At 53.4% G+C, this 19,478-nt stretch carries 18 protein-coding genes and 1 pseudogene; 8 read left to right on the top strand and 11 right to left on the bottom strand.

The window, feature by feature from the left end:
- Nucleotide 1: 1 nt before the first annotated feature.
- Together IEW65_RS06290 and IEW65_RS06285 are read right to left on the bottom strand one after the other, a co-directional pair.
- Nucleotides 2-394 (bottom strand): pilin, encoded by a 393-nt coding sequence (locus IEW65_RS06290; RefSeq protein WP_188638633.1) that lies wholly within the window; start codon nt 392-394, stop codon nt 2-4.
- A 71-nt stretch (nt 395-465) separates the two neighbouring features.
- On the bottom strand, nt 466-906 hold the full coding sequence (locus IEW65_RS06285; protein WP_188638632.1) for a pilin: 441 nt from the start codon (nt 904-906) through the stop codon (nt 466-468).
- Nucleotides 907-1,137: 231 nt separating this feature from the next.
- Between IEW65_RS06285 and pilB the strand changes: the two genes are divergently transcribed.
- Genes pilB through IEW65_RS06255 form a run of 6 tightly spaced genes read left to right on the top strand, consistent with a single transcriptional unit; the run spans nt 1,138 to nt 6,777 of the window.
- A complete protein-coding gene (pilB, locus tag IEW65_RS06280; RefSeq protein ID WP_188638631.1) occupies nt 1,138-2,895 on the top strand; it encodes a type IV-A pilus assembly ATPase PilB in 1,758 nt (585 codons plus the stop codon).
- Nucleotides 2,896-2,903: 8 nt separating this feature from the next.
- Nucleotides 2,904-4,133: a type II secretion system F family protein gene (locus IEW65_RS06275; RefSeq protein ID WP_188638630.1), complete on the top strand. Its 1,230-nt coding sequence runs from the start codon at nt 2,904-2,906 to the stop codon at nt 4,131-4,133.
- Between the two features lie 27 nt (nt 4,134-4,160).
- Nucleotides 4,161-5,006, top strand: a complete 846-nt coding sequence (locus IEW65_RS06270) for a prepilin peptidase (RefSeq protein ID WP_188638629.1) — start codon at nt 4,161-4,163, stop codon at nt 5,004-5,006.
- Between the two features lie 37 nt (nt 5,007-5,043).
- On the top strand, nt 5,044-5,646 hold the full coding sequence (coaE, locus tag IEW65_RS06265) for a dephospho-CoA kinase (RefSeq protein ID WP_188638628.1): 603 nt from the start codon (nt 5,044-5,046) through the stop codon (nt 5,644-5,646).
- A gap of 12 nt (nt 5,647-5,658) precedes the next feature.
- Nucleotides 5,659-5,892, top strand: a complete 234-nt coding sequence (gene yacG / locus IEW65_RS06260) for a DNA gyrase inhibitor YacG (RefSeq protein WP_188638627.1) — start codon at nt 5,659-5,661, stop codon at nt 5,890-5,892.
- A gap of 15 nt (nt 5,893-5,907) precedes the next feature.
- Nucleotides 5,908-6,777 (top strand): DNA replication terminus site-binding protein, encoded by an 870-nt coding sequence (locus IEW65_RS06255; protein WP_188638626.1) that lies wholly within the window; start codon nt 5,908-5,910, stop codon nt 6,775-6,777.
- On the opposite strand, the gene IEW65_RS06250 is transcribed toward IEW65_RS06255, so the two are convergent.
- Nucleotides 6,754-7,116 (bottom strand): hypothetical protein, encoded by a 363-nt coding sequence (locus IEW65_RS06250; RefSeq protein ID WP_188638625.1) that lies wholly within the window; start codon nt 7,114-7,116, stop codon nt 6,754-6,756. The genes IEW65_RS06255 and IEW65_RS06250 overlap by 24 nt on opposite strands.
- Before the next feature lie 349 nt (nt 7,117-7,465).
- Between IEW65_RS06250 and IEW65_RS17105 the strand changes: the two are divergent.
- A pseudogene (locus tag IEW65_RS17105) lies at nt 7,466-7,762 on the top strand (helix-turn-helix transcriptional regulator); the annotation flags it as partial.
- A 24-nt stretch (nt 7,763-7,786) separates the two neighbouring features.
- Nucleotides 7,787-8,335, top strand: a complete 549-nt coding sequence (locus IEW65_RS17100) for a hypothetical protein (RefSeq protein WP_229755502.1) — start codon at nt 7,787-7,789, stop codon at nt 8,333-8,335.
- Between the two features lie 114 nt (nt 8,336-8,449).
- Here the strand turns inward: IEW65_RS17100 and IEW65_RS06240 are convergent, their stop codons facing one another.
- The 8 genes from IEW65_RS06240 to IEW65_RS06205 all read right to left on the bottom strand — a co-directional run bounded on the left by IEW65_RS06240 (nt 8,450) and on the right by IEW65_RS06205 (nt 19,424).
- Nucleotides 8,450-8,824: a histone-like nucleoid-structuring protein, MvaT/MvaU family gene (locus tag IEW65_RS06240; RefSeq protein WP_188638623.1), complete on the bottom strand. Its 375-nt coding sequence runs from the start codon at nt 8,822-8,824 to the stop codon at nt 8,450-8,452.
- Nucleotides 8,825-9,124: 300 nt separating this feature from the next.
- Nucleotides 9,125-10,804 carry a 30S ribosomal protein S1 gene (rpsA, locus tag IEW65_RS06235; protein WP_188638622.1) on the bottom strand — a complete coding sequence of 560 codons (1,680 nt, stop codon included), beginning with the start codon at nt 10,802-10,804 and terminating at the stop codon, nt 9,125-9,127.
- Between the two features lie 184 nt (nt 10,805-10,988).
- Complete coding sequence (gene cmk, locus IEW65_RS06230; protein ID WP_188638621.1) at nt 10,989-11,678, bottom strand: (d)CMP kinase; 690 nt, start codon at nt 11,676-11,678, stop codon at nt 10,989-10,991.
- Nucleotides 11,668-13,926 carry a bifunctional prephenate dehydrogenase/3-phosphoshikimate 1-carboxyvinyltransferase gene (locus tag IEW65_RS06225; protein ID WP_229755488.1) on the bottom strand — a complete coding sequence of 753 codons (2,259 nt, stop codon included), beginning with the start codon at nt 13,924-13,926 and terminating at the stop codon, nt 11,668-11,670. The genes cmk and IEW65_RS06225 overlap by 11 nt, the downstream gene beginning before the upstream one ends.
- 26 nt (nt 13,927-13,952) lie before the next feature.
- A complete protein-coding gene (gene pheA, locus IEW65_RS06220) occupies nt 13,953-15,044 on the bottom strand; it encodes a prephenate dehydratase (RefSeq protein WP_188638619.1) in 1,092 nt (363 codons plus the stop codon).
- A gap of 5 nt (nt 15,045-15,049) precedes the next feature.
- Entirely contained in the window at nt 15,050-16,153 is a 1,104-nt protein-coding gene (gene serC / locus IEW65_RS06215) for a 3-phosphoserine/phosphohydroxythreonine transaminase (protein ID WP_188638618.1), read from the bottom strand.
- Entirely contained in the window at nt 16,137-18,836 is a 2,700-nt protein-coding gene (gene gyrA, locus IEW65_RS06210; protein ID WP_188638617.1) for a DNA gyrase subunit A, read from the bottom strand. The genes serC and gyrA overlap by 17 nt, the downstream gene beginning before the upstream one ends.
- A 153-nt stretch (nt 18,837-18,989) precedes the next feature.
- Complete coding sequence (locus tag IEW65_RS06205; RefSeq protein ID WP_188638616.1) at nt 18,990-19,424, bottom strand: acyl-CoA thioesterase; 435 nt, start codon at nt 19,422-19,424, stop codon at nt 18,990-18,992.
- Nucleotides 19,425-19,478 lie beyond the last annotated feature (54 nt).

Genomic DNA, 19,478 nt, shown 5'->3' with positions numbered 1-19,478 from the left:
TTCACGGGGTAACAACACGCTCAATAGTGCCATTCGCCATAATTTGTGCTTGAACACCGTCTCGCTGGGTATCAAGTATCAGCGAAGTTGCATCACTGTCAAAAACACCGCGAAAGGCAGCGGCTACAGCAGCCTGATTAGGCTGACCATCGCCATTTACATCACATGCCAGGAAACTGAAAGGCTCAAGTGGATCATTTAGATTATCGGTGGCCAGCACGCGAGTTTTATAGACGCCTAGTTCTTGCTGGCAGGCACCGAAGGCAGAACGATCAAGGTAGTCCAGATAAGAGGGTAGGCTAAGAAAAGAAAGAATCGCGAGAATGCTAGTGACGATAAGAAGCTCTATCAGACTGAAACCTTCTTGACTTTTAACGTAAAAATCGAAATACATCTACCTTACCTATAAAAAGCCGCTCCTAGGAGCGGCATTTAACTTATTATTTTTAACTATATAAAAATTATTTACTCTTCAGGCGCAGCATCACCACTCGCCAACTGAATAGCTCCATTAGTAACATTAATGGTACCAGCGCTATCGCCACGCTGTGACTCTATACCAGTTACATCATCATCAGCTTCACCAGTTATAAACGCAGCTGCTAATAAAGCAGGTGTGGTACCGCTTTCAGTCAAGTTACATGCCTGGAAATTAAAATTCACACTATTTGCCACAGTTGCAGCATCAGCATTTTGAGATAAGGATGACTCAGCAACAACAGCGCTTCTGAATGCAGATAGCTCGCCCTGACAAGCGTTTACAGAAGAGCGGTCCAAGTAATTTCCATACTGCGGCACACCCACAGCGGCAAGCACACCGATAATCGCCACAACGATCAGCAGTTCGATCAGGGTAAAGCCCTGCTGCTTGAAGCGGCGGGGTTGGTTGGGTTGGGTTGTTTGCATTGCGAGGTTCCCTTGCGGTGTTAGAGTCATAAGTAAGCCAAAGGTAAGTGAACCAAGGCCTAACATACGGCTTACAGTAGCTTACCGTCCTAGCGATGGCAACTAGGTTTCTCAACCGTTCATCGACGGTTTTTCAGCCTATTTCGGTGATTTGAAAGCACGGCATCAGTACCTCGCGTCAGGCAAATATGGTACAACTCTCAGCATTATTACCCAGTTGCCGAGTCTGCCATGAGCCAAACCGCCCCCGAGTCTACGCTTAGCCATGCGGCCCTGAACGGGGGGCTGCGTGGTATCGCCAAACGGCTGGTCAAGCATGGCCTACTCACAGACGCTCAAGCTACCGTGGCTGAAAGCACAGCGGCCGAGCTTGAAATCTCTCTGCTTCAGCATGTGGTCGATAGTGGTTTAGTGGACCCGGATGCCGCCGCTGTGGCAGCGGCTTGGGAGTATGGCCTGCCGGTGGTCAACTTAGAGGCCATCCGCGTTAGCGCGCTGCCACCCGCGAATGACTACCCCGTCAAGATATTAGAGCGGCTCGATATTTTACCCCTCGCCCGCCACGGGCACCGCTTGACGGTGGCAGTGCCCTACCCAGCCACCTTAACCCAGTTGGATGAACTGCAGTTTGCCACCGGCTTAAGTGTGGACGGCGTGCTGGCACCGGCAGACCAACTGCGCAACACGCTGGTCCAGTACCTGGCGCAAAATGAACGCAGCATGCTCGATGAGCTGGATAATATTGATGACGCGGTCAGCGCATTAAATATCGTCCAGCATGCGGATGGTGACGAAGTCGCGCTCGATAAAGCAGAGCAAAATAGCGACGATGCGCCGGTAGTGAAGTTCGTCAATAAAATACTGCTTGATGCGATTAGCCGTGGGGCATCGGATATTCACTTCGAGCCTTACGAAACCCAATACCGGGTGCGCTTTCGTATTGATGGCATGCTGGTCGAAATCGCCCGCCCTCCTTTCGCGCTGCGCCATCGTATTGCGGCGCGTTTGAAAATTATGTCACGGTTAGATATTTCCGAGCGGCGGTTGCCACAAGATGGCGCGCTGAAACTACAGCTTTCGCGCACCCGCTCGATTGATTTCCGGGTGAACTCACTGCCCACAGTGTGGGGCGAAAAGGTAGTACTGCGGATACTCGATCCCACCTCTGCGCAGCTAGGCATTGAGCAGCTGGGGTTCAATCCAGATCAACAGGCCGCCTATGAAAACGCGCTGCAAAAGCCCCAAGGCATGATTTTGGTAACAGGGCCGACGGGTAGCGGTAAAACCGTGACGCTCTATACCGGCATTAATATGCTGAACCAAATTCAGCGCAATATCTGTACCGCTGAAGACCCGGTGGAAATAAAGGTCTCGGGCATTAATCAGGTGAACGTGCTGCCCAAAATTGGCCTGAACTTCGCCAGCGCCCTACGCGCCTTTTTACGCCAAGACCCGGACGTGGTGATGGTGGGGGAAATTCGCGATTTGGAGACCGCTGAAATTGCCGTTAAAGCAGCGCAAACTGGCCACTTGGTGCTTTCTACGGTGCATACCAACTCAGCGGCGGAAACCTTAACGCGCCTAGCCAACATGGGAGTGGCGACCTACAACATCGCCAGCTCCGTGAGCCTGATTATCGCCCAGCGGCTGGCGCGCAAGCTGTGCAATCAATGTAAGACCCCCGCGGATATTCCAGCAGAAGCACTGCGCAAAGCGGGCTTTAATCAGCAGGATATTCGCAACGCCTCCATTTATAAGGCCGTTGGTTGCAAGCAGTGCACGCAGGGCTATAAAGGTCGCCTGGGTGTTTACGAAGTGGTGCCCATTACCGACGAGATGCGCCAACTCATTATGCGAGATGGCAATGCCATCGAGATTGATCAACAGGCCCGCCGGGAGGGCTATCCGAGCCTTTACCAGAGCTGTTTAAGCCGGGTCTTGGATGGCAGCACTAGCCTGGAAGAAGTTAACCGAATTAGTAAGGAGTAACCCAGCGAATGGCTAAAGCCAAGGCGCGCCGCGCTAAACCAGCACCGCTGCACCGCTGGAAGTGGTCGGGCAAAGGCCCGCAAGATCGCCCCATGCGCGGCGAGCTGATTGGCCGCACGAAAGACGATGTGGTCGAACAGTTAGCTAAACAGCGCATTGTGGCCAGCAAAATACAAAAGCGCAGCAGCTTCAGCGGCCGGGGCAAGGTCACGAACGTCGACATCATGGTGTTTGCCCGTCAAATGGCGACGATGGTGCGTGCGGGCATCCCTATCTTGCAGGCGCTGCAAGCGGTGTCAGAAAGCCTTAAAAAACCGGCGATGGTGGCGCTGACTCAGCAGATTATGGAGGACGTTTCCTCTGGCGACAGCCTTTCAAGTGCCATGGCCAAGCATCCAAAGCAGTTTGATCGCTTATTCGTCAACTTAGTGGATGCAGGCGAACAGGCGGGTGCACTTGACCAAATGCTGGAGCGTATTGCCAGCTATAAAGAGAAAGTGGAGTCACTTAAAAACCGGGTTAAAAAAGCGCTTTGGTACCCCACTTCGGTCATGGCCATTGGTGTGGGTGTTACCCTGCTACTGCTCATTAAAGTAGTGCCTGAATTTGAAAGTATGTTCCAAGGTTTCGGTGCTGAATTGCCAGCCCTTACCCAGTTCACCGTCAACCTCTCTGAGATGGCGCAGCAATACTGGTTGCACGCCCTTGGCCTACTGGTGGGTAGCGTGATGCTGTTGAAAGCGGCGGCCCGGCGCTCACCCAAAGTGGCCTACCGGCTGGATGGTTTAATGCTCAAACTACCGGTCATTGGCGACATCATGCATAAATCTGCCGTATCGCGGTTTACACGCACCCTTGCGACGACCTTTTCCTCTGGCGTACCGCTCATTGAGGGTTTGGAGACGGCCGCTGGCGCGGCGGATAATCGTGTGTACATTAAAGCGATTAACGAAGTACGCCAGGATGTCACCACCGGCCAGCAGCTTCACTTTGCCATGCGCATGACCAACCGCTTTCCTGCTCTTGCCGTACAAATGGTCAGCATTGGTGAAGAAGCAGGGTCCCTGGATGCTATGCTAAACCGGGTAGCGGACTACTACGAGGAAGAGGTCGACAATAAGGTAGATGCACTGACCTCTCTGATGGAGCCGATTATTATTGTGGTTCTGGGCGCGCTTGTTGGCGGCGTTGTTGTGTCCATGTATCTGCCTATTTTCGAAATTGGTACTGCGCTTTAACTCACTTTTAAATTTATTAGGAGCACCATGGGCTTACCGCCACTGCTGTTAACACTATTTGTACTGGTGATGGGCCTGTGTTTGGGCAGTTTTTTAAACGTGGTGATTACCCGTTTACCAGTAATGCTGATGCGCCAATGGCGCAACGAGGCCCTGGCATCTCTGGAACAACCCACAGAACCTGTACCCCGCTTTAATCTCGCCTACCCAGCCTCCATGTGCCCACGCTGCGAACATCCTATCGCCTGGCACGATAACCTGCCTTTGGCAGGCTGGTTAAAACGACGCGGCCGCTGTGCTCACTGCCAAACTCGCATCAGCGCACAATATCCATTAGTCGAGCTGATGGGCGGCTTATTGGCGGTTGCTGTGTTAGCGCTGCATGGCTGGAGTATGGCTAGCCTGTTTATTTATGCTGCCTGCATGACCTTATTAGTGCTGGCCGTTATTGATCTACGCACGTATCTATTGCCGGATATTCTGACTCTGCCACTGTTATGGGCGGGCTTACTTTACCAGCTAATATTTCAGCCACTCCTACTGCCCAGCGCAGTGATGGGGGCCATGGCAGGTTATTTAGTGCTATGGAGTTTTTATTGGCTTTTCAAACTCATCACTGGCAAAGAGGGTATGGGCTTTGGCGATTTCAAACTGCTGGCTGCCTTGGGTGCCTGGCTGGGCTGGAGCATGCTGCCGCTACTGCTCATTGTGTCTGCAGGCATAGGGGCCATCATAGGCATCGCTGCTCAGGCAATGTTTCCGCGCCTGCGTGGGCAGCCCATGCCGTTTGGTCCGTTCTTGGCACTGGCCGGCTGGGTGGGTTTACTGGTGGGTGACGACCTGATGGCGCTCTACCTTTCGCTTACTTATTGACTCGCCCTCTACTGAGCATGATTGTGTAAGGAATCGGATGATTATTGGAGTGACTGGCGGTATCGGCTCGGGAAAATCCACTGTCGCCCGCGCGTTTGGTGAGCTGGGCATTGGCTGGGTGGATGCCGACGATGTGGCACGCGAGGTGGTTGCCCCTGGCGAGCCCGCTCTGGCGGCCATCGCCGAACGGTTTGGAAGTCAAGTGATTGACAGCGACGGCTGCTTAAACCGGGCAGCCTTGCGCCAGATTATATTTGAAGACCCTAGCCAACGCGTATGGCTTGAATCAGTCACCCACCCACGAATACGCGAGCGCCTGCTTGCCCACTTGGCACAGCTAAGCGCCCTATCCCCCTATGTGCTGCTGGTCTCTCCGCTGCTCTTTGAATCCGGTCAAGACCGTCTTGTTCAGCGCACCTTGGTCGTGGACATTCCCGAAGATGAGCAGCTAGCACGCACGCTAGCACGCGATCATGTGAGTGAAACACAAGTGCGTGCTATCCTCGCCGCCCAGCTATCTCGAGACGAACGCCTCGCGCGCGCAGATGATGTCATTGATAATAGTCATGGCATTGACGACACCCGGCAACAAGTCAGCGCGCTAGATCAGCGTTACCGAACCAGCATCACCCGAACGTAAAGGAAACACGCCATGCCTATTCCCGCTAACGACGCCCCGCTTGAAGTGGATTGCCCTCAGTGCGGCAAACGGGTGCCCTGGGGCCCCGAAAGCGCTTATCGGCCATTTTGCAGCAAGCGCTGCCAATTGCTCGACTTAGGCGCATGGGCGGAAGAGTCACATCGTATTTCCGGCGAATCTGCCATGGACGAAGCAGATATTGAAACGCTGCTGGCCCAAGCAGACAAAGACGCCCCGCTCTCTTAAGATGACCCATCGCTAATGCCTGACACTTCACGCCCGCTATACCGGCTACTCCATGAGCTGGATGAACGCTTTGACCAACTGATGGCCAGCATTGAGCAGGCGGCAACGCTTTATGAAGCCACCCTGCCGAGCACATGGCGCTTTGATGGCGTTAACGAACCAACGTGGCTGCGAGCAGCGCTGTTGGATATGTGGCATCAACAGCATCAGGATGGCCGCGAGACGCGTAACTACATCGCGTTAATTGCTGCTGACGAGCCGCTGATGACCGCTTTCAAGGAAGTGAATACCGCGAAGCATGCAATAAGTGAGTTGCTCCAACGCATTAAACAGAGTGACCCACAGGCACTGAGCGACGCTAAACAGCGCCTTCCGCATCGTCACCCCGAAGTAGAACATGTACTGCGCCAAAGCGGCCTTGCTAGGCTGCACTTGAAACAGTGCTGGCGGCAGCTACCGATAGCAGAAGCACCGGTGGCTAGAGTGCGCTTTGCGTGGTACAGCAGTGGCCGCTCTATCAAACGGATTACCGTTAAAGAGGCCGAGCATAAACTCATGCAGCTGGATACGGATGCGCCGCATATTCGCATACAACTAAGCAAGCTTGCCGGAATTCCGAGCAGCGAACCGTTGGCCCAAGTTCAGAATCAAGCGCCGCTCATGCGTGCCAACCTGTTTTTTACTGAACCACTTGACGACGGACACACACGGCGTGCACTAAATATTGCCATGCCACTGATTGTGCCCGCACATGAAGAGCGTTTACCGCACATTAAAGCGCCGCCACTGATACCTCCAGCGCAGCGCACACGCGCTAAACGGCGAGATGAAAAACTGGAGAGCGAGGCGTTTTTACCCAGCTTACGAGTGTATCGCTACCGCTAGTGCATCGACGTGTGGTGCCGGGATCTGCTCATGCTCCCACAATCCATATGCCAAAAGCGTGCTGATCAGTTCGCTAACGTCTCGCTCTGACTGATCGTACTCATTCAGCAGCGCTTTTAAACGCTCTGCAAAGCGTTGCGCCTGGACCTTCTCCGCAGCCACTTGGTCATCGGCTTCTAAATCGGCCAAAGAGCGCACGGGAGGCCCCGTTGGAATATCAAAGTCGCTATTAGGGTCTTCCAACTGACGCAATGCTTGCGCAAAGGCGTCATCCAGCTCACGAAACTTACGCAGCTTTTCACGCTCATCCAGTTGTTTTTGAACCTTTTGATATTTCATTGATGTTTCATTTACACCTTACAAGATATGGTCGATACGCCTGCAAAACAGGCCTTTTTCTTAGAAAACTGTGCACAAACGCGTAAACACTCGTAGCAAACTTGCCTTTGCCTCCGCTTAGCAGCATAAAGACAACACCACGATGGCATCACCAATCGGTAACATTGATTTACCGATAAATGATGAAAGTAGACAGACGTCTCCATCACGTACCAAGGCTAACAGCGAAACGACACCTCGCACTGGTAACGGTGCATAGTGCTGTTAGCTACCAGCACCATCAAGCACCGGGAGGGTGCCCTACAGGCAAGCCATTGACCTGTATGACTCACGCATAGGAGGCCAGATAATGTTCAATGCAATGTCGCGAGCTGAGATCTGGCTACAGGACACGCTAGATCAAGCACTGAGTATTGAGGATCTAGCGAATCACTTGGGGTATTCAGCGTCACAGGTGCGGCGTCAGTTTCGCCAATGCTTTAATACATCCCCTAGCGGCTACCGAGAACAGCGCCGACTGGAGCGAGCCGCTGTCCTTCTATCGCTCACTTCACAGAATATAGCGCAAATTGCTATTCGCTGCGGATATCTCAATCACTCATCTTTTTCGCGTGCCTTTCAGCGACGCTATCAGTTAACACCACGGCACTATCGCCAGGCCATCAGCGGCATGCGCCACTTAACCGCACCAGAGCAACAGTTTACCATTACTATTGAGAAGAGCCGCCCACGTCAGGCCGTTTTTATGCGGGTTTACGAGGCACCGGAGGCCATTTCAGGACTAGGCAGCAAAAAGCATCACGCTAATCATCTCAGCTGCTTTGAGGCCCAACTTGGACAAGCCACCCCAACGATAGCCTTGCCTGACTTGCTGGCTGATAAAGTGGAGGCATTGGATACCAGCGCTTTGCAAAATAAGTTAAGAACTGACATTGGGCTTTATTTAGAACCAAGCACAACATTAGAGAACTTAGCATTACCTGTTGCCTACCGACGCGTAGACTCCCCCTCCCAACATTTTGCCAAAACCTGCTTTGAGCATTTTGATCAGCTATCAGATGCACTCACTTCCACACTACTGACCGTCATTCCCCAAGAACACTCATTTCACATTAGTGGCGAATCACCGCGTGTATTATGGCATTCAGATCACTTAGAGCTACGCGTTCCACTGCTGAGACAAACACGCACTGAAAAGGTTTTGTCTGACGCGTACTGATTCTACCTACGATAATGATGGCTGAGACGCCCACTACAACGCTGCTACTTGGCTTCACCACCAAGCCTTAAAACAAAACCGGCATTTCTTTGGAGAAATGCCGGTTCAAATTTCTTAGTCTTCCATGCGTACGAGCCAGGACTCGACGGCTTCATCACCGTGCTCATCTTTCCAGCTGCGCAGGCCTTTGTGGTTGCCACCACGGGTTTCAATGACTTCGCCTGTGTGCGGGTTCTTATAAATCTTTAAACGGCGCTTACGGCGTGTAGAAGCGGCGGGAGCTTTAGCGTTGCTGCGCTGGTCTGCTGTCGGGTCCAGTAGCGCAATAACATCTGCAGGACGCTTGCCAAACTCATTCATCAACGCTTCTAGCTTAGCCTTAAATTCCAGCTCACTCTTTAGACGCTGGTCGCCTTCTAAACGCTGAAGCTCTTCTTGCAGCTGCTTAAGCTGCTGTTCTTTCTGAATGTAATCATTTAATAGAGACATAGGAGGTCCTTTTTTTAGCTTAGATGTAACTTCAATGGCATTCAGCTGGGCAACTCAACACCGACTAGTTCAGGATGCGGTGACATTATTGCCTTTATTATGCTAATTGACAACAGTCTAGTTGATTTTGATCCATTTACTAAACAATTTCCCAAAACCCACAACTGTTAAAGCAACTCTTCGGATAACCTTTCAAGGGCTTTACTTCTGATTAAGAAACTAAAAAGAGGAGTTGTAAATTTTTGCAAAAAAAAACGCCGCCCTATTGGGCGGCGTTTTTGTAGGCGAGAGACTAATAACTTAGTCTTGGCCCATCTGCTGCTTGATCAAGTCACCGATAGTGGTCGGACCACCTGCTGCTTCCGGCTCTTGCTCACGCAGTTTCTTCAGGTTTTGACGAGTATCGTCTTGCTCTTTCGCTTTCACCGACAGACTGATCTGACGGCTCTTACGATCGACGCTAACAATACGCGCTTCAACGCTGTCGCCTTCGTTCAGTACATTGCGCGCGTCTTCAACGCGGTCAGCACTGATTTCAGAGGCTTTCAGGATAGCAATAACGTCGGTGGCCAGCTCAATGTGAGCTTCTTTAGCGTCAACTTCTACAACGCGACCAGTAACGATGCTGCCTTTGTCATTCACTGACAGGTATTCAGCAACCGGATCGGAATCCATTTGCTTGATACCTAGAGAGATACGCTCGCGCTCTGGGTCGATAGACAGGATAACTGCTTCTGCCTCGTCGCCTTTCTTGAAGTTGCGAACGGCTTCTTCGCCAGTCTCTGTCCAAGAGATGTCGGACAGGTGAACCAAACCGTCGATACCGCCTTCAAGGCCGATGAAGATACCGAAGTCAGTGATTGACTTGATGGTACCGGAAACGCGGTCGCCCTTGTTGTACTCAGCGTTGAAGGTTTCCCACGGGTTAGCAGTACACTGCTTGATACCCAGAGAAATACGACGACGCTCTTCGTCGATATCAAGAACCATCACGTCAACATCGTCGCCCACTTGAACAACTTTAGACGGATGAATGTTCTTGTTAGTCCAGTCCATTTCAGAAACGTGAACCAGACCTTCAACGCCTTCTTCCAGCTCAGCAAAGCAGCCGTAATCGGTCAGGTTAGTGACCACAGCGTGCACTTTCATGCCTTCCGGGTAACGCTCTTTGATGTTGACCCACGGATCTTCGCCCAGCTGCTTCAGACCCAGAGATACGCGATTGCGCTCACGGTCAAACTTCAGCACTTTGACGTTGATCTCGTCGCCAACAGCAACGATTTCAGACGGATGCTTGATGCGCTTCCACGCCATATCGGTGATGTGCAGCAGGCCATCAACGCCGCCCAGATCAACGAAAGCACCGTAATCAGTCAGGTTCTTAACGATACCCTTGATTTGCTGACCTTCTTGCAGAGTCGCCAGCAGCGCTTCGCGCTCGGCACTGTTTTCTGCTTCAAGGACGGCACGACGCGAAACAACAACGTTGTTACGCTTCGGATCAAGCTTGATAACTTTAAAGTCTAGCTCTTTGTTTTCCAGGTGCGCAGTATCGCGAACCGGGCGAACGTCAACCAGAGAGCCCGGCAAGAAGGCACGGATAGAGTCGACGTCGACAGTGAAGCCGCCTTTGACTTTACCGTTGATCACGCCCTTGACGATTTCGTCTTTCTCGAAGGCTGCTTCCAGAATCTTCCAAGCTTCTGCGCGCTTGGCTTTTTCACGGGACAGACGAGTCTCACCGAAGCCATCTTCAACAGCTTCAAGTGCAACGTGAACGTCGTCACCGATTGCGATGGTCAGCTGACCATTTTCATCGCGGAATTGTGACGCCGGGATCTGACCTTCAGATTTCAGACCAGCGTTAACGGTAACCCAGTCACCGTCAATGTCGACAACCTGAGCCGCGACAATAGCGCCTGGCTCCATGTTGATGTCGTTAAGAGACTGTTCAAACAGTTCAGCAAAGCTTTCGCTCATGGTTTTCCTACGTGATCAACGTTGTTGAGGCATAAATGCCTTCTCCGCACCACCAGCAAGTACGGGCCTAATGTCATTCTGCTTTTGGAGGCGTTAGCGCTGGTTAGACCTGACCGGGCTCACTGAGATGGTGCTGTCGCCCTGCCACGTCGTGACACCTTTCCAAAAACGCCGCAAGGGAGAATCAAATGCCGTTAGACAAGCCTCGTTGGGCAAGCAGTTCGGTCAGTTGATCAACCACTTCCGGTATGCTCAGGCGCGTGGTATCAAGCGTAATGGCATCATCTGCCGGCTTGAGAGGAGCCACACTGCGCTGCGTATCGCGTGCATCGCGTGCCTGAATCTCCTTTAAAAGACTCGACAGACTAGCACCCACCCCTGCTTCCTGCAACTGTAGATGCCGTCTACGAGCCCGTTCTTCAGCACTGGCAGTCAGAAAAATCTTCAACGGTGCATCGGGAAAGACCACGGTGCCCATATCACGACCATCTGCCACCAGCCCTGGAGTTTGACAAAAATCTCGCTGACGCTGCAGTAATGCAGCGCGCACCAGAGGAAGCGCAGCCACCTGAGAGGCGCGCTCCCCTGCCTGTTCTGTACGGATAGTCTGCCCGACCTCTTCACCTTCTAGCAGGGTGCGCGGCTGCCCCTCTTCCACCGGGAAAGCAACGTCCAGCTCAGCCGCAATCGTGGCCAGCGCGGGCTCATCATCTAGCGCCACACCATGTTTAACAGCGGCCTGCGCCGTTAGCCGGTACAGCGCCCCACTATCTAACAAGTGCCAACCTAAACGCTCGGCCACAAGGCTGCTAATCGTGCCTTTACCCGCACCACCGGGGCCATCGATTGTCAGCACAGGTACCTTAGCGGTCATTAGCACCCTCCACGCTCACACTCATTCCGATGCGCTGCGCCAGCGCCACGAAATCCGGGAACGATGTCGCCACGTTAGCGCAGTCATCAATGACGATTTCTGCACCTGCGCGTAGCGATGCAATAGCAAAGGCCATCGCAATGCGATGGTCACCCAAGCTGTCAATACGGCCACCGCCATAGCTCGCTGCGCTATCATCGCCGTTACCGACGATATCAATACCGTCTTCTACCACTGTGTGCTCAACGCCCAAAATGGCCAAGCCATCGGCCATTGCTTGAATACGATCAGACTCTTTTACACGTAGCTCTTCCGCACCGCGAAGGCGTGTAGTGCCTTGGGCGTTAGCGGCAGCGATAAACAGCGCAGGGAACTCATCAATCGCTAAAGGAACTTGATCGACCGGGATATCGATCCCTTTTAACGGCGCATAACGAATACGAATATCCGCCACCGGCTCGCCGCCCACTTGACGTTCGTTCTCAAGCGTTAAATCAGCGCCCATCAACGTCAAAATATTGATAACGCCAATACGGGTGGGATTAATGCCTACATGTTCTAACGTGATATCTGAACCGGGTGTAATGGCAGCCGCCACTAAAAAGAACGTGGCTGAAGAGATATCGGAAGGCACATCAATCGGGCCAGCGGTTAACTGACCGCCCCCTTGTAGCCAACAAGTATCGCCATCCCGGGAGACAGCGTAGCCAAAGCCATTGAGCATGCGTTCGGTATGATCGCGAGTCGGCGCAGGCTCGCGCACACGAGTTTCACCTTCGGCGTAAAGTCCAGCAAGCAGCAGGCATGATTTTACCTGTGCGCTAGCCATCGGCATGTCGTAGTGAATACCCTTTAGCGACGCACCGCCGTGAATCTTGAGCGGAGGCCGACCGCCTTCAGCGGTATCAATCGTTGCCCCCATCAGGCGCAGCGGGTCCGCCACACGACCCATCGGCCGTTTGGTCAGAGACTCATCGCCTGTCAGCTCGCTATCAAACGATTGCCCTGCCAGAAGCCCTGCAAACAGTCGCATGGCTGTACCCGAGTTACCCACGTACAGCGGCCCAGCCGGTGCTTTTAGGCCATGCATGCCCACACCATGGATAGTGACCCGCCCTTGATGGGGCCCCTCAATCGCTACGCCCATTTCGCGGAAGGCCTGTAGGGTTGCTAGGCTATCTTCACCTTCCAAGAAGCCTTTTACCTCGGTGACACCTTCTGCCAGGGCACCCAACATAATAGAGCGGTGAGACATGGATTTATCGCCCGGCACGCGAAGGCGGCCTTGCGCTTGGCCGCCCGGCTGCACGCGATAAGTCACTTTACCGTGTGGTTGCATATGATATTCCGCCTGATAACTGGTTTTATTCAATAACGTATCAAAATAGTGCCGCGCATGGCTGGCACGATCAAACGTTGCGATCAGTGCATCGCTATCGCCACTTTCAACGGCGTGACGAAGACGCTTTAATCCGGCTTCAAAGTCGTCCAGCGACGATAGAACTGCGTCTCGGTTGGCGATAAAAATATCCCGCCACATGACCGGGTCGCTGCCTGCAATGCGGGTAAAATCTCGAAATCCGCCTGCGGCGTAGCGAAAAATATCCAACCGCTCATCCTGACGCGCCAGCGTGTCAACGAGAGAGAACGCCAATAGATGCGGCAAATGACTGGTACGCGCCAGCACCTGATCGTGGCGCTCAACGCTCATTTGCAAGACTTCCGCACCACAGGCTTGCCAAAGCTTTTCTACACGTGACAGCGCGTCCACATCGACGTTAGGCTCTGGCGTCAGAATCACTTTGTGATTGACATAAAGCGCAGGGTTGGCCGCTGCAACGCCGCTTTTCTCTGACCCCGCAATGGGATGCCCTAAGACGATATTAGGCAACACGCGACCAAAGACTCGCTCAGCACAATCACGAATGGTGGCCTTTGTACTGCCCACATCGGTGATCACCACATCATCCGTCGCGCTAGGAAGCGCCTGGGAAAGCGTGGTCATCACGCTTTCCATTGCCAGTACGGGCACTGCCAGGACCACCATTGACACGCCGTCAAGCAGCGCCTCTAACTGCGTGCCGCCAGCGTTAACCAGCCCCAGCTCAACACCCAGAGCAATCTCGTCTTTATTAGGGTCGCAGGCAATAATTTCCCCGGAGAAACCAGAGGCACGCAGCGCCGCTGCTAGCGAGCCTCCAATTAAGCCTAGCCCGACGATTAAAATTCGCGGTTCTTGACACGCCACACGCTGAACCGTTGGCACCAACACCGTCACAGCACGCCCTGAGGGTAAGAGCCCAACACGCGCAACTCAGAAGCGCGCAGACGCACTTCTTCAAGCACTGCCGCAACGCCAGGCTCATCACGATGGCCCTTGAAATCAATAAAGAAGACGTAATTCCATACGCCTGTACGCGAAGGTCGCGTCTCAATGCGCGTTAAGTCGATCTTGTGGCGATGGAATGGCTCCAACAGGTCGTGCAGCGCACCTGGCTGGTTACGCATAGCCACCACAATAGAGGTCTTATCCTCGCCCGACATCGGCACATCTTGATTGCCAATAATTAAAAAGCGCGTCGAGTTATCGGGGCGGTCTTCAATTTTGTCGGCAATACGCTCTAAACCGTAGAGTTTGGCGGCCATGTCGCCTGCAATCGCCGCGCTGTGCCATTCGGTTTTCACCAATTTAGCCGCTTCAGCATTGGAAGAGACCGGCACACGTTCGGCGTGCGGATAATGCGCATCCAGCCATTTACGGCACTGACCAAACGACTGAGGATGCGAATAAATACGTGAGACTTTGTCTTTACGCGTTGTTTCACTAATCAAGAGGTGGTGATGAATGCGTAGCACTACTTCGCCACAAATCTTGATGGAAGAGTCCATGAAGGTATCAAGAGTGTGGTTCACCACCCCTTCTGTAGAGTTCTCTACAGGGACGACGCCATAGTTGACCGCGCCCGCTTCTACCTCGCGGAAGACTTCATCAATGGCCGCCATCGGCAAGCTCACGGCGCTTTCACCAAAGTGCTTCAGCGCTGCTTGCTGAGTAAACGTGCCTTCGGGGCCTAGATAAGCCACCTTTACCGGCTGCTCCAGCGCAAGGCAAGCCGACATGATTTCGCGAAATAGCCGAGCCATCTCTTCGGAATCCAGCGGCCCTTTGTTCAGCGCCATAATGCGGCGCAGCACCTGCGCTTCCCGCTCGGGGCGGTAAAACACGGCGTCTTTGTCTTGGGCGAGTTTCACATGTGCCACCTGCTGAGCGCAGCTGGCACGTTCGCTAATCATGCGCAGAATATCGCCATCCAACTGGTCGATACGTTGACGCAAGTCGTCTAAATTGATTGGCGTATCGGACATGATGGTTAGCCTCTTCGTTGTTCAAAATCCGCCATAAAGGCGATTAAGGCATCTACCGCCTCTTCGGGCACGGCGTTGTACAAACTCGCGCGCATGCCACCCACACTGCGATGACCCTTAAGGTTCAGCAGGCCCGCTTCATCGGCTTCTTGTAAAAATGCGTTATCCAGTCGGTCATCCGCCAGCACAAACGGTACGTTCATACGCGAGCGGTTGGGAATCGCAATCGGATTGCTGTAGAAGCTGCTGGCATCAATGGCAGCGTAAAGCTTTTGCGCTTTCCGCTGATTCATGGCATCCATGGCTTCTAGACCACCAATGTCATTTTTAAGCCACTGGAACACTAAACCTGATAGGTACCAAGCGTATGTCGGCGGGGTGTTCACCATAGAGCCCGCTTCCGCCAACATCTGATAATCAAACAGTGATGGAATCGTGCTGGGTGCTTTACCGAGAAGGTCATCACGCACCAGCACGATGGTGAGTCCCGCCGGGCCAATATTTTTCTGCGCACCCGCATAGATAATGCCAAACTCGCTGACATCCACTGGGCCAGAGAGAATGTTCGATGACATATCGCACACCAGCGGGACCGCCGCGCCATCAGAACGAGTCACTTGGGGGGTGTAATTAAACTCTAGCCCACCAATTGTCTCATTCGATGTGTAGTGCAGGTAAGCGGCATCATCACTGATCGACAGTGTCACCTCATCGGGTACGGCCGTGTGGCCGTTCGATTCGCTGTTGGCAGCCAAGTGGCAGGAAAAGCCCAACCGCTTCGCTTCGCTCAGTGCTTTTTTGCCCCAGATACCGGTCTGGATGAAGTTAGCGCTACCGCCCTGGCCCAACAAATTCATCGGCAGCATCGAGAACTGCATGCTGGCCCCGCCCTGCAAGAAGAGCGCTTTATAGTTGTCTGGAATCGCCAGCAGCTCACGCAGATCCGCCTCAGCGCGCTCTGCAATTGCGACAAACTCATCGCTGCGGTGACTCATCTCCATCACGGATAAACCGTGACCTTGATAATCAAGCAGCTCACTACGAGCACGCTCAAGCACTGCACTTGGCAGGGCCGCTGGCCCTGCGCAAAAATTATAATGACGTGTCATCGGTTCCCGGTTCCTGTGCGCCATTGTCTGCATCGCCTGGCTCGCCCGCCTCTACAACATCCGACTCTTCAGGCTCATCCACGCGAACGGTTTTCACCAGTTTCTCTTCTTTACCTAAGCGGATCAGCATCACCCCCTGCGTATTACGCGAGGTGGTTGACACTTCTTCAACACGCGTACGCACCAACGTACCGCGGTCAGTGATCAGCATCATTTCATCACTGTCATAAACCTGCATAGCCGCCACGAGCGAACCGTTACGCTCACTGGTCTGCATGGCAATAACGCCCTGACCACCGCGTCCGCGCAGCGGGAATTCTTCTAACCGGGTACGCTTGCCGTAACCATTCTCGCTGGCCGTCAGGATGTAAATCTGTCCGTCACCCTGGGCCTGTGTTACCGCCTCTGCCTGGGCATCTACCTCAGCGTCGGTATCGGCTTCGGCATCAATCTGTTGGCTCTTCGGAATAATCAAACTGATCACTTCCGCATCGCCTGCCAAGCGCATACCGCGTACACCGCGAGCAGTACGACCCATCGCACGCACATTACCCTCTTCAAAGCGGATGGCTTTGCCGTTAGAGGAAAGCAGCATAGCGTGGTCGGAGCCAGACGTAATGGCAGCACCCACCAAGCGGTCACCCTCTTCCAAGTCAATCGCGATGAGGCCAACGCTACGCGGACGAGAGAACTGCTCAAGGCTGGTACGCTTGACCGTACCATTGGCGGTGGCGAAGAAAATGTAGTGCTCGGGGTCATAATCCCGCACTGGGAGAATGGCATTCACCGATTCACCCTCTTCCAACGGCAGCATGTTCACCAGCGGCTTGCCACGGGAACCACGGCTGGCATTGGGCATTTCGTACACTTTCAGCCAGTACACCTTGCCGCGGTTAGAGAACAGCAGCACGGTGTCATGGGTAGATGCCACGAGCAGGTGCTCAATCACATCCTCATCTTTCATCGCGGTGGCAGACTTACCACGGCCGCCACGACGCTGGGCCTGATAATCGGACAGCGGCTGGGTCTTTGCATACCCAGTACGGGAGACGGTCACCACCATATCCTCTTCCGCGATCAGATCTTCAATAGACAGATCCAGGTGGCTTGCTTGAATTTCCGTGCGGCGATCATTGCCGAACTGGTCACGCACCGCGTGCAGCTCTTCACGGATGACTTCCATCAAGCGGTCAGCGGAGGCCAGAATTTCAGTAAACTCAGCGATTTTCTCAAGAATCGAGAGGTACTCATCGAGCAGCTTCTCGGTCTCAAGCCCGGTAAGGCGATGCAGGCGTAATTCTAGAATCGCCTGAGCCTGGGCGGGAGAAAGCCGATACTCGGTCGCTGACGGGTTAAGGCCAAAGCCTTCATCCAAGTCTTCCGGTTTGCAGGAAGTCGCGCCAGCACGCTCCAACATCGCCGTCACTTGGCCAGGCTGCCATACTTTCGCTAGCAGTTTCTCACGCGCTTCCGCAGCGTTGGGAGAGGCCTTAATCAGCTCGATGACTTCATCGATGTTAGAAATCGCGACCGCCAGACCTTCAAGCAGGTGGCCACGTTCACGGGCTTTCTTAAGCTCATACAGCGTGCGACGCGTAACCACCTCACGGCGGTGACGAATAAACGCTTCTAGCATCTCTTTAAGGTTCAACGTGCGGGGCTGACCGTTTTCCAGCGCCACCATGTTGATGCCGAACACGTTTTGTAGCTGCGTCTGAGCAAAGAGGTTATTCACCACTACTTCGCCCGACTCGCCGCGCTTAATCTCAATCACCACGCGCAAGCCGTCTTTATCGGACTCATCGCGCAGCTCCGCAATGCCTTCGATTTTCTTCTCTTTCACCAGCTCGGCGATCTTTTCAATCAGCCGCGCTTTGTTCACCTGATACGGAAGTTCAGTGATGATGATGTGGTCGCGACCGGTTTTATCATGGTGCTCAATGGTGTGGCAGGCGCGTACATAGATGCGCCCACGGCCGGTGCGGTATGCTGACAAAATACCCGCACGGCCATTAATAATAGCGCCGGTGGGGAAGTCAGGGCCGGGGATGTACTCCATCAAGTCATCCACCGACAACGTGTAGTCATCAATCAACGCCAAACAGCCGTCGATGACTTCACGCATGTTATGCGGCGGAATGTTGGTCGCCATACCGACAGCAATACCCGATGACCCGTTAATTAACAGGTTTGGTACCTTTGTCGGCAATACCTCGGGAATACGCTCGGTGCCGTCGTAGTTATCGACCCAATCGACCGTATCTTTTTCTAGGTCAGCCAACAGCTCGTGGGCCAGGCGCGACATGCGCACCTCGGTATAACGCATGGCGGCAGCGTTATCGCCATCGATGGAACCAAAGTTACCCTGGCCATCCACCAGCACATGACGCATGGAAAAGTGCTGGGCCATGCGTACGATGGTGTCATACACCGCACTGTCACCATGCGGGTGGTACTTACCGATGACATCGCCGACGACACGCGCCGACTTCTTGTACGGTTTATTCCAGTCATTACCCAATTCATGCATGGCAAACAGCACACGCCGGTGAACAGGTTTAAGGCCGTCACGCACATCAGGAAGCGCACGACCGATAATGACACTCATCGCATAGTCGAGGTACGACTGCTTAAGCTCGTCTTCAATATTGACGGGCAAGATTTCTCTGGCGATGTCACCCATGAAAGTCAGATCCTTTGCACTGCATTGGCACTGCGAGAGTTGAAAGCGCTTGAAAATGCCGCCTTTAGTAGTAAACGAAGGCGACGCGCAGATACCGTGACATCATACCACCGCATACGCATCAAGGGCAGTCGGTGACATCGCCATTGCTGTTTAGGCAGTAAACGTCTCTTTTGGAGCGATCAGCCCCTGCAGTACGTCGCGCACTTCGCCCTCAATAGCGGCTGCTTTGTTGGCCTTTATATCAAGCAGCACAAAGGTAAGGTCCGCCTGAGCTACCAATGTGCCGTCTTTGCGTACAATGCGATGGTGGCAAATAGCGCTGCGATCACCCACCTCTACGATACCCGTCAAGACGGTTAAATCGTCGCCCTGTACGGCAGCCGCCCGGTAATCGATATTTAAGTTAACCACCACAAACGCGCGACCAGCGCTATGCAGTTGCTTAATTAATCGGGGGTGCTCATCAAAAAACGCCCAACGCCCCTCCTCCATGAACTCTAGGTAGCGCGCATTGTTAACGTGCCCATAGCCATCCAGGTGATAGCCGCGAACTCGCATACTGACGTGGGAAATCGATTCAGACATAGCAACCTCTTATTCAACACTTATAAAACATGGGCAAGGAATCGTTAATACCCC

This window comes from Vreelandella lutescens (assembly GCF_014640815.1).
Lineage (GTDB): Bacteria > Pseudomonadota > Gammaproteobacteria > Pseudomonadales > Halomonadaceae > Vreelandella > Vreelandella lutescens.
This window is presented reverse-complemented; position numbering and strand designations above follow the sequence as displayed.

Excerpts from the sequence above, each read along its gene's own strand:
- IEW65_RS06290 (WP_188638633.1), bottom strand. The coding sequence starts at position 394 with ATGTATTTCGATTTTTACGTTAAAAGTCAAGAAGGTTTCAGTCTGATA.
- IEW65_RS06285 (WP_188638632.1), bottom strand. The coding sequence starts at position 906 with ATGCAAACAACCCAACCCAACCAACCCCGCCGCTTCAAGCAGCAGGGC.
- pilB (WP_188638631.1), top strand. The coding sequence starts at position 1,138 with ATGAGCCAAACCGCCCCCGAGTCTACGCTTAGCCATGCGGCCCTGAAC.
- IEW65_RS06275 (WP_188638630.1), top strand. The coding sequence starts at position 2,904 with ATGGCTAAAGCCAAGGCGCGCCGCGCTAAACCAGCACCGCTGCACCGC.
- IEW65_RS06270 (WP_188638629.1), top strand. The coding sequence starts at position 4,161 with ATGGGCTTACCGCCACTGCTGTTAACACTATTTGTACTGGTGATGGGC.
- coaE (WP_188638628.1), top strand. The coding sequence starts at position 5,044 with ATGATTATTGGAGTGACTGGCGGTATCGGCTCGGGAAAATCCACTGTC.
- yacG (WP_188638627.1), top strand. The coding sequence starts at position 5,659 with ATGCCTATTCCCGCTAACGACGCCCCGCTTGAAGTGGATTGCCCTCAG.
- IEW65_RS06255 (WP_188638626.1), top strand. The coding sequence starts at position 5,908 with ATGCCTGACACTTCACGCCCGCTATACCGGCTACTCCATGAGCTGGAT.
- IEW65_RS06250 (WP_188638625.1), bottom strand. The coding sequence starts at position 7,116 with ATGAAATATCAAAAGGTTCAAAAACAACTGGATGAGCGTGAAAAGCTG.
- IEW65_RS17100 (WP_229755502.1), top strand. The coding sequence starts at position 7,787 with ATGCGCCACTTAACCGCACCAGAGCAACAGTTTACCATTACTATTGAG.
- IEW65_RS06240 (WP_188638623.1), bottom strand. The coding sequence starts at position 8,824 with ATGTCTCTATTAAATGATTACATTCAGAAAGAACAGCAGCTTAAGCAG.
- rpsA (WP_188638622.1), bottom strand. The coding sequence starts at position 10,804 with ATGAGCGAAAGCTTTGCTGAACTGTTTGAACAGTCTCTTAACGACATC.
- cmk (WP_188638621.1), bottom strand. The coding sequence starts at position 11,678 with ATGACCGCTAAGGTACCTGTGCTGACAATCGATGGCCCCGGTGGTGCG.
- pheA (WP_188638619.1), bottom strand. The coding sequence starts at position 15,044 with ATGTCCGATACGCCAATCAATTTAGACGACTTGCGTCAACGTATCGAC.
- serC (WP_188638618.1), bottom strand. The coding sequence starts at position 16,153 with ATGACACGTCATTATAATTTTTGCGCAGGGCCAGCGGCCCTGCCAAGT.
- gyrA (WP_188638617.1), bottom strand. The coding sequence starts at position 18,836 with ATGGGTGACATCGCCAGAGAAATCTTGCCCGTCAATATTGAAGACGAG.
- IEW65_RS06205 (WP_188638616.1), bottom strand. The coding sequence starts at position 19,424 with ATGTCTGAATCGATTTCCCACGTCAGTATGCGAGTTCGCGGCTATCAC.